The 7,989-nt window shown below is 42.2% G+C and carries 10 protein-coding genes and 1 pseudogene; all 11 read right to left on the bottom strand.

All coding sequences use genetic code 11. The features are described from left to right. Window positions 1-436, bottom strand: a pseudogene (locus ABR397_RS18555) (hypothetical protein); the annotation flags it as partial. Window positions 437-448: 12 nt separating this feature from the next. Beyond that, entirely contained in the window at window positions 449-1,222 is a 774-nt protein-coding gene (locus ABR397_RS18550; RefSeq protein ID WP_350307030.1) for a Tox-REase-5 domain-containing protein, read from the bottom strand. 104 nt (window positions 1,223-1,326) lie between these two features. Then, window positions 1,327-1,593 carry a PAAR domain-containing protein gene (locus tag ABR397_RS18545; protein ID WP_350307029.1) on the bottom strand — a complete coding sequence of 89 codons (267 nt, stop codon included), beginning with the start codon at window positions 1,591-1,593 and terminating at the stop codon, window positions 1,327-1,329. Window positions 1,594-1,638: 45 nt separating this feature from the next. Beyond that, entirely contained in the window at window positions 1,639-2,361 is a 723-nt protein-coding gene (locus ABR397_RS18540) for a hypothetical protein (RefSeq protein ID WP_350307028.1), read from the bottom strand. 26 nt (window positions 2,362-2,387) lie between these two features. Continuing rightward, window positions 2,388-3,146 (bottom strand): Tox-REase-5 domain-containing protein, encoded by a 759-nt coding sequence (locus ABR397_RS18535; RefSeq protein ID WP_350307027.1) that lies wholly within the window; start codon window positions 3,144-3,146, stop codon window positions 2,388-2,390. 104 nt (window positions 3,147-3,250) lie between these two features. Beyond that, window positions 3,251-3,517, bottom strand: coding sequence for a PAAR domain-containing protein (locus ABR397_RS18530; protein ID WP_350307026.1), 267 nt, complete (start codon window positions 3,515-3,517; stop codon window positions 3,251-3,253). Window positions 3,518-3,561: 44 nt separating this feature from the next. Beyond that, entirely contained in the window at window positions 3,562-4,284 is a 723-nt protein-coding gene (locus ABR397_RS18525) for a hypothetical protein (RefSeq protein ID WP_350307025.1), read from the bottom strand. 12 nt (window positions 4,285-4,296) lie between these two features. Further along, window positions 4,297-5,061, bottom strand: coding sequence for a restriction endonuclease fold toxin 5 domain-containing protein (locus tag ABR397_RS18520; protein WP_350307024.1), 765 nt, complete (start codon window positions 5,059-5,061; stop codon window positions 4,297-4,299). 1 nt (window position 5,062) lies between these two features. After that, complete coding sequence (locus ABR397_RS18515; RefSeq protein ID WP_350307023.1) at window positions 5,063-5,404, bottom strand: hypothetical protein; 342 nt, start codon at window positions 5,402-5,404, stop codon at window positions 5,063-5,065. Then, entirely contained in the window at window positions 5,401-5,898 is a 498-nt protein-coding gene (locus ABR397_RS18510; RefSeq protein ID WP_350307022.1) for a DUF4123 domain-containing protein, read from the bottom strand. Before ABR397_RS18510 ends, ABR397_RS18515 begins: the two co-directional genes overlap by 4 nt. Before the next feature lie 2 nt (window positions 5,899-5,900). Continuing rightward, entirely contained in the window at window positions 5,901-7,931 is a 2,031-nt protein-coding gene (locus tag ABR397_RS18505; protein ID WP_350307021.1) for a type VI secretion system Vgr family protein, read from the bottom strand. Window positions 7,932-7,989: the final 58 nt, after the last annotated feature.

Below are 7,989 nucleotides of genomic sequence, written 5' to 3'. Positions count from 1 at the left end.
AAGGGAGATCACGGCTGGTCACTAGGTATTTGACAAATTCAATTAACCGTGAAATATCAAGTTGACTGCTGTCAATTTTTAGGTTCAGTTCTAATCTGACCCAATTAGGGCGTTTTATTGACTGTTTACTATAGCTAATACCGCTAGATAGGTTGTCCTCTTCGCCATCCCACATATCTTCAATAAGTAATGGAAAATCTTTTTTATAAGATTTTTCAAAATAGTTCACCGTATTTTCTGTTGGCCCTTGTTCATCAAACACAATGTGTGTTAGTGCTCCCTTTCGTGAGTAGCCAGTTAAATACCATGTTTTTTTTCGCCCAAAAAATATATCAACTTGTCGTGTGATACAAAATAAATCCATTAACGCAGTATTGGCAGTAATAGTCTCCTGCTGCTCATAACGTACATTGATTTCTATACGAATTATCTCCATATTCACCTCGAGTTAAACTGTTACCATCAAATCTGAGCAGGGTGTATAGTGAACACTGATATTTTTATGCTCAATAAATAGTGTCTTAAAATAAGCATAACTGATTGGTTGTAGAAAATGCCATTCCACATGGGGCGTATTATCTAATACGTCACATACAGCTTGTTGCCGAGCACCTTGTTTCCTTCCTGATTTCATCCCCTTCCACCAATTTTTGGGTCTACCATCACTATCAAAAAACTGGTCATACCGCGCTTTAGCCTCCAGAAATAAGCAATACGCTGGCCGCCAGCCATCAAAGGTCACTTTCAGGCACTGAAATTCCTGGATCATCTGTATGCTGGGATCATATTTCGTTTGGGCAATAAATCGCTGATAGTTAATTGTGATGGCGCTCCAGCGGCTCACCTTGCGATATTTTTCACTCGTCACCGGAATAGCCAGGCAAGCCTTGCACTCTTTTTTACTCTCCGTTTTTTCACACTCTTCCGCCTTAGACTGGGCCTTCGCCTGAACCGCACTGGTATCAACTGATCCTTCCCCTAAATCATCATCCTCCCAAAAATCCGCATGCGCTTCGGCACTCCAGACGATATTTCTGTCTTCATCCGTGATTTCAGGACTTATGACAAAATCCATTTTCTTACGGTGAATGTGTTCATCGTCTTCAACGGGTTTTTCTTTACTAGCTTCCATGATGCCGACAGCAATTAATACCCCGGCACAGGCGCTGGCAACATATTCAGCCGCACCCACTGCGACAGGGACCAGTAATGGTATGGGCATATCAACGTCTCCTGTTGATCTTATTTTTTGCAATACAAAGAATATCTTTAAACTGCTGTTTCAGCTCCTGACCGGGAATTCAAATGCTCCGAATTAAATTCACATTAACTGGCAAGAGTAAACTTATGCTGACTGGCAATTAATTTTGCCCCACAGGCTGTTTGCATTCCTTCAAGCGCAATCAATTTTCCTTTATATTTTAAAGAGTCAGCCCCCTGAACAATAGGAAAAACCCCTTTGCATTGAGGGCACTCCACCAAATCCTCTTTACCTGCTACAGGAATACCCTTGTGAGTATAGTCATCAATAGCGGTAATCACCTTACCGCCATGATCTGTCGTATCCCCCAGCAGAATAACTGCTTTTACCATTAACGTTCTCCTCCATTTTTCGATTGGTAAATAACATCACCCCCATCACACTTCGGTAATTAATGGTAATAATCCTAAGTTCACCAACTGAATTTCAACATCATTGGATTTATCAATATCGTCCTGATTTCCTCCATCAAAAATGCCTTTTTTGGTGACAATCAGAGTACCTACCTGTTCATTATTCTGCTGCACGGGAAGCACATCTTCCGCCATAGGCAGATAGGATTTATCAATAATGCGGGGCTGGTAAAGCATCCAGCCAACACTGAGACGGTCAGGGAAAACTTGTTTGCCTTTTACGGTATAGCCATTATTTTCGACTTGAATATAAGGGAGGTCACGGCTAGTCGCTAAATATTTGACAAAGTCGATTAATCGGGATGTATCAAGCCGGGTACTCTCGATTCTTAGGTTTAATATTAACCAAACCCAGTTGGGACGAACACTTGACATTTTTTTATAACTAATACCACAGGATAATTCATCCTTTTCGCCATCCCATATGCCAGTGATCAATGAAGGAAAATCTTTCTTATATTCTTTTTCAAAGTCTTTTATAGCAACCTCGGTTGGCCCCAATTCATCAAACACAATATTCTTCAGGGCCTCCTTTCGGGAGTAACCAGTTAAATACCAGTTTTTTTTCTGCCCGAAAAAGATATCGATTTGCCGTGTAATATGAAACAAATCCATCAACGCAGTACGGACGGTAATAATTTCCTGTTGTTGATGACGTACATTAATTTTTACACGAACTATTGTCATATTTACCTCAGATTAAACTAAATTTGTTAGAAGTGATAGGGAGTATAATGAACGCTAATATTTTTATGATCGCTAAACAGTATCTTAAAATACCCATAACTAATCGGCTGTAAAAAATGCCATTCCACACGGGGAGTCTCCTCCAGTACATCACAGACTTTTTGATGCCTTTCTGCTTGCTTTTCGGCTGAGAAAACACCTTTCCACCAACCTTTAGGCTCATCCTCACTAATAAAAAACTGGTCATACCGCGCTTTGGCCTCCAGAAATAAGCAATACGCGGGTCGCCAGCCATCAAAGGTCACTTTCAGGCACTGAAATTCCTGGATCATCTGTATAGTCGGATCATATTTCGTTTGGGCAATAAATCGCTGATAGTTAATCGTGATGGCGCTCCAGCGGCTCACCTTGCGATATTTTTCACTCGTCACCGGAATAGCCAGGCAAGCCTTGCACTCTTTTGTACTCTCCGTTTTTTCACACTCTTCCGCCTTAGACTGGGCCTTCGCCTGAACCGCACTGGTATCAACTGATCCTTCCCCTAAATCATCATCCTCCCAAAAATCCGCATGCGTTTCGGCACTCCAGACGATATTTCTGTCTTCATCCGTGATTTCAGGGCTTATCACAAAATCCATTTTCTTACGGTGAATGTGTTCATCGTCTTCAACGGGTTTTTCTTTACTAGCTTCCATGATGCCGACAGCAATTAATACCCCGGCACAGGCGCTGGCAACATATTCAGCCGCACCCACTGCGACAGGGACCAGTAACGGTATGGGCATATCAACGTCTCCTGTTTATCTTATTTTTTGCAATACAAAGAATATCTTTAAACTGTTGTTTCAGCTCCTGACCAGGAATTCAAATGCTCCAAATTAAATTCACATTAACTGGCAAGAGTAAACTTACGCTGACTGGTAATTAATTTTGCCCCACAAGCGGTTTGCATTCCTTCAAGCGCAATCAATTTTCCTTTATATCTTAAAGAGTCAGCCCCCTGAACAATAGGAAAAACCCCTTTGCATTGAGGGCACTCCACCAAATTTTCTTTACCTGCTATAGGAATACCATTGTAAGTATAATCATCAATAGCGGTAATCACCTTACCACAATGATCTGTCGTATCCCCCAGCAGAATAACTGCTTTTGACATTAATGTTCTCCACAATTTTCAATTGGAAAATAACATCATCCCCATCAAACTTCAGTAATTAATGGCAATAATCCCAGATTCACCAACTGTATTTCTACATCATTGGATTTATCAATATCGTCCTGATTTCCTCCATCAAAAATACCTTTTTTGGTGACAATCAGAGTACCTATCTGTTCATTATTTTGATGAACAGGAAATACCTCCTCCGCCATAGGAAGATAGGATTTATCAATAATGCAAGGCTGGTAAAGCATCCAGCCAACACTGAGGCGATCAGGGAAAACCTGTTTGCCTTTTACGGTATAACCATTATTTTCGACTTGAATATAAGGAAGGTCACGGCTAGTCGCTAAATATTTGACAAAGTCAATTAACCGAGAGACTTCAAGCTGATGGCTATCAATCCTTAAATTCATTTCCAACCAAACCCAATTAGGGCGAATAGTTAACATTTTGCTATAACTAATGCCACTGGATAATTCATCCTTTTCACCATCCCATATACCATTAATAAGAGCAGGAAAATTTCTCTTATAATCTTTTTCGAAACTTTTTATGGCAACCTCAGTTGGTCCCTGCCCATCAAACACAATATGTTTTAGAGCTTCCTTTCGGGAATAGCCAGTTAAGTACCACGCTTTTTCTTGGTTAAAAAATACATCGATTTGACGTGTGATATGAAACAAGTCCATCAAGGCTGTATAGGCAGTAATGGTTTCTCTCTGCTCATAATATACATTAATTTTTATACGAACTATCTCCATGTTTACCTCGAATTAAACTAAACTGCTGCAAGGGGTATAGTGAACACTGATATTTTTGTATTTGTTAAATAGTACTTTAAAATACCCATAACTGATAGGTTGCAAAAAGTGCCATTCCACATGGGGAGTACTATCTAGTACATCGCAAACCTTCTGGTGCCTGATAGCCTGATTTTGGGCTGATTTAACACCTTTCCACCAACTTTTGGGTTCATCTTCACTCCTAAAAAACTGGTCATACCGCGCTTTGGCCTCCAGAAATAAGCAATACGCTGGTCGCCAGCCATCAAAGGTCACTTTCAGGCACTGAAATTCCTGGATCATCTGTATGCTGGGATCATATTTCGTTTGGGCAATAAATCGCTGATAGTTAATTGTGATGGCGCTCCAGCGGCTCACCTTGCGATATTTTTCACTCGTCACCGGAATAGCCAGACAAGCCTTGCACTCTTTTTTACTCTCCGTTTTTTCACACTCTTCCGCCTTAGACTGGGCCTTCGCCTGAACCGTACTGGTATCAACTGATCCTTCCCCTAAATCATCATCCTCCCAAAAATCCGCATGCGCTTCGGCACTCCAGACGATATTTCTGTCTTCATCCGTGATTTCAGGGCTTATCACAAAATCCATTTTCTTACGGTGAATGTGTTCATCGTCTTCAACGGGTTTTTCTTTACTAGCTTCCATGATGCCGACAGCAATTAATACCCCGGCACAGGCGCTGGCAACATATTCAGCCGCACCCACTGCGACAGGGACCAGTAATGGTATGGGCATATCAACGTCTCCTGTTGATCTTATTTTTTGCAATACAAAGAATATCTTTAAACTGTTGCTCAGATTTCTGATCAGGGGATTCCAAGGCAGATTTGATTGGCAAGGCATGCTGAAAATCAGGATTAAACGCGACCAGAAATAAATAGGATTGAATCAAGTATTTATCCTGAAAGTTTAATGTCAGTAAATAGTCATAAGCCGCCATTAGCCGTTTGTTCAACGAAGACGGGGAAGGTATTAATTCAGCATGTTTGGCTAGAAGTTCGGCCTGTATACGATCAATAACGGTCTGCTTTTCCAGTTTGGTAATGATATCAAGTTGTGTCTGGGTCAATTCAATCATAATGGGTCTCCTGACACCGAATAGTAAGTAGCATTGTGTTGATAAACCCATACGTTAATACCCTGCATAAATGCAGACAGTTGCTCATGGCTAAAAATGTCACGAATGCGATGCAAAATACGGGGGTCATAAAAACGTAACAGTGCCGTCTGTTTTGCCGACAGCTGAATATTTAAATATGGCACAAGATGGCGGGTCAGTTTATCTAATGACAGAGAGGTTAACAGCCATGATACTGCCGGAGACGTTTCTTCAAGTGTTGATAATTTATCTTGCCACTGATGAGCGTATTCCATATCAAACAGCCACGGGCCTGCAAACGCAATTTTTGAATCTGGATAGTGCCGGAATAATGGGTTGTTGATACCCGCAATATAGTTAATTTCCTCACCAAAACAGCGCTCATATTGCAAACCATTCACCAGCGCATAAAGCCGAACGTCGGGATGTTCTTTCTGATAATTAGTCAGTTTTTCGCTTAATTCAGATGTCATGACTACCCCCGGATAACGGTTATTGCTTCTTCAAGTTCTGCTTTCATCAAACAGCTGAGGCAAATTTCTTTGAGTGGTTCTTTAGCAACGGTAATTGGCATTTCAGCACTGACCTGTTTCAGTTTATCCAGCATATCCGGCTGTTTCCCTCCCCAACCCGAACCTGTACCTGGTGCTCCACTGGCAAAACTAATCCCGGCACTACTGCTGATACCACTGGCATCAATTTTAATAAAATGCCCTGCTGCCTGTAAGGTCAGCTCACTTCCGACATCAATGACTATCTTTGCCCCAGAACTGAGATGAATTTCATTTCCACTCTGTACCAACAACGCATCATCAGCTTTGATATGGAGTTTTTGCCCGGTTGAAATGGAAATGTCCTGTTTCGCTAGAACACGATATTCACTATCAACACGTAAGTGGGCGTCGTGTTTAACATGATGAGTCCGGTTATGTTCAACATTGACCATTTCATCATTTAAGATCTCAGTCTTCATGTTTTTCTGAGCATGAATATAGATTTCCTCACCGCCTTTATCATCGTCAAAACGCAGTTCATTGAATCCTTCCCCTTTATGGGTTTTTGATCGGATTGACATCTGCGTTTTTGCCATCGGTAAACGGTTCGGTGGAATATTGCACGCATTGTAGGTTCGGCCAGTAATAATCGGCTGGTCAGGATCACCATGCAGAAAATCGACCAAGACTTCCTGACCAACACGCGGGATGGCAATCATTCCCCAAGTGTGTCCAGCCCAGGCCTGGCTCACTCTTATCCAGCAAGAACTCTGATCATTCAGCTTGCCATACCGATCCCAGGCAAACTGTACCCGCACCCGCCCATATTCATCACAAAAGATTTCTTCCCCTTCCGGGCCAACCACTGTGGCAATTTGCAATCCGTCAATACGTGGCTTGGGGTAAGGTGAGGGGCGCCATACCCGATTAGGATCACCGAAGTCAAAATAGTTTGTTAAAACCGTGCCCATGTGACCTGAATGTGATTGATCTGCTTGAGGCTGTAGGCCCTGATGGGTAATTTTGAGGATTTGCCATGTTGTATTAAATTTCTCCTTCGGATGATCGGTAAGCTTAAACCACACGGCGGGCAAGAGAGCAAAGCAGTCACTTTGCCCACTGCCGGACAAGACATCATTGCGCAGCGCTTCCAACCGGTACTGACTTATCCGCTGTCCGATTTCATCTTTATAACGCCCTGGAAAATCATAGTGATAGTAACTACGTAAATCCGACCGCTGATTACCGATGTACCTGTGGTTCTCATGGAATTGAAAATCAGCAACACACCGGGGATTTTTAAATGTGTAGTCTTTTACCGAAACTTCCGCAATACCCACCTTTTCTCCCCAACGGAACTGGTTGATGCAACACTGGCTGCCTGTGGCATCAAGTTCTGGGTTATAGGGCAGTGAAAGATCGCCATTATTGGTATAAGAATCGACAAAAATAATTGTCGGCTCGTTCTCACTCTGATTAAAGTAAAAGTAATAAAAGATCCCTTCATCAGCTAACAGACGCTGTAAAAAAGCCAAATCACTTTCATCGTACTGCACGCAGAACTCCCGTGCTGGATGTTCATAACGCAATAGGCAAGAGAAATGACGAACACCATTTTCTTTCAACAGCCTGTCAATAATATCGGTGACGGATTTATTCTGAAAAATACGGGAGTTGACCCGTAGCCCAGCACGCCACAAGGAAGGATGAAGCGTCAAATGGTAGCGACTACGATAACGGCCCGTTGCTTCCTGCTCAAAATGCGTCACAATCCCAGTGATATAACGCTCCGGTTGTCCGTCACGATAAACGGTCAATGTCGCATATTTATCCAGAACATCCGCAAAATCAATGTCTGGATTGGCGCAGGTTAATGTGGCTTGCAAACTGAATAGCGTTGACAAGGCTTCATTCAGTATAAATCCAACCACCGCAAAAGTTTTCACAGGAAGATTACCGGCTATGAGAGTAAAAACCAGTCCGGTTCGTTCCACATCAAAATCATTAGCCATAAGCAATTATTACCTATAATTGAGTTGTCAGCCCGCAATATACCCCAGACAAAACGAT

The organism is Photorhabdus viridis (assembly GCF_040256935.1).
Lineage (GTDB): Bacteria > Pseudomonadota > Gammaproteobacteria > Enterobacterales > Enterobacteriaceae > Photorhabdus > Photorhabdus viridis.
The sequence above is the reverse complement of the archived record's forward strand: the minus strand, read 5'-3'. Positions and strand labels throughout refer to the sequence as shown.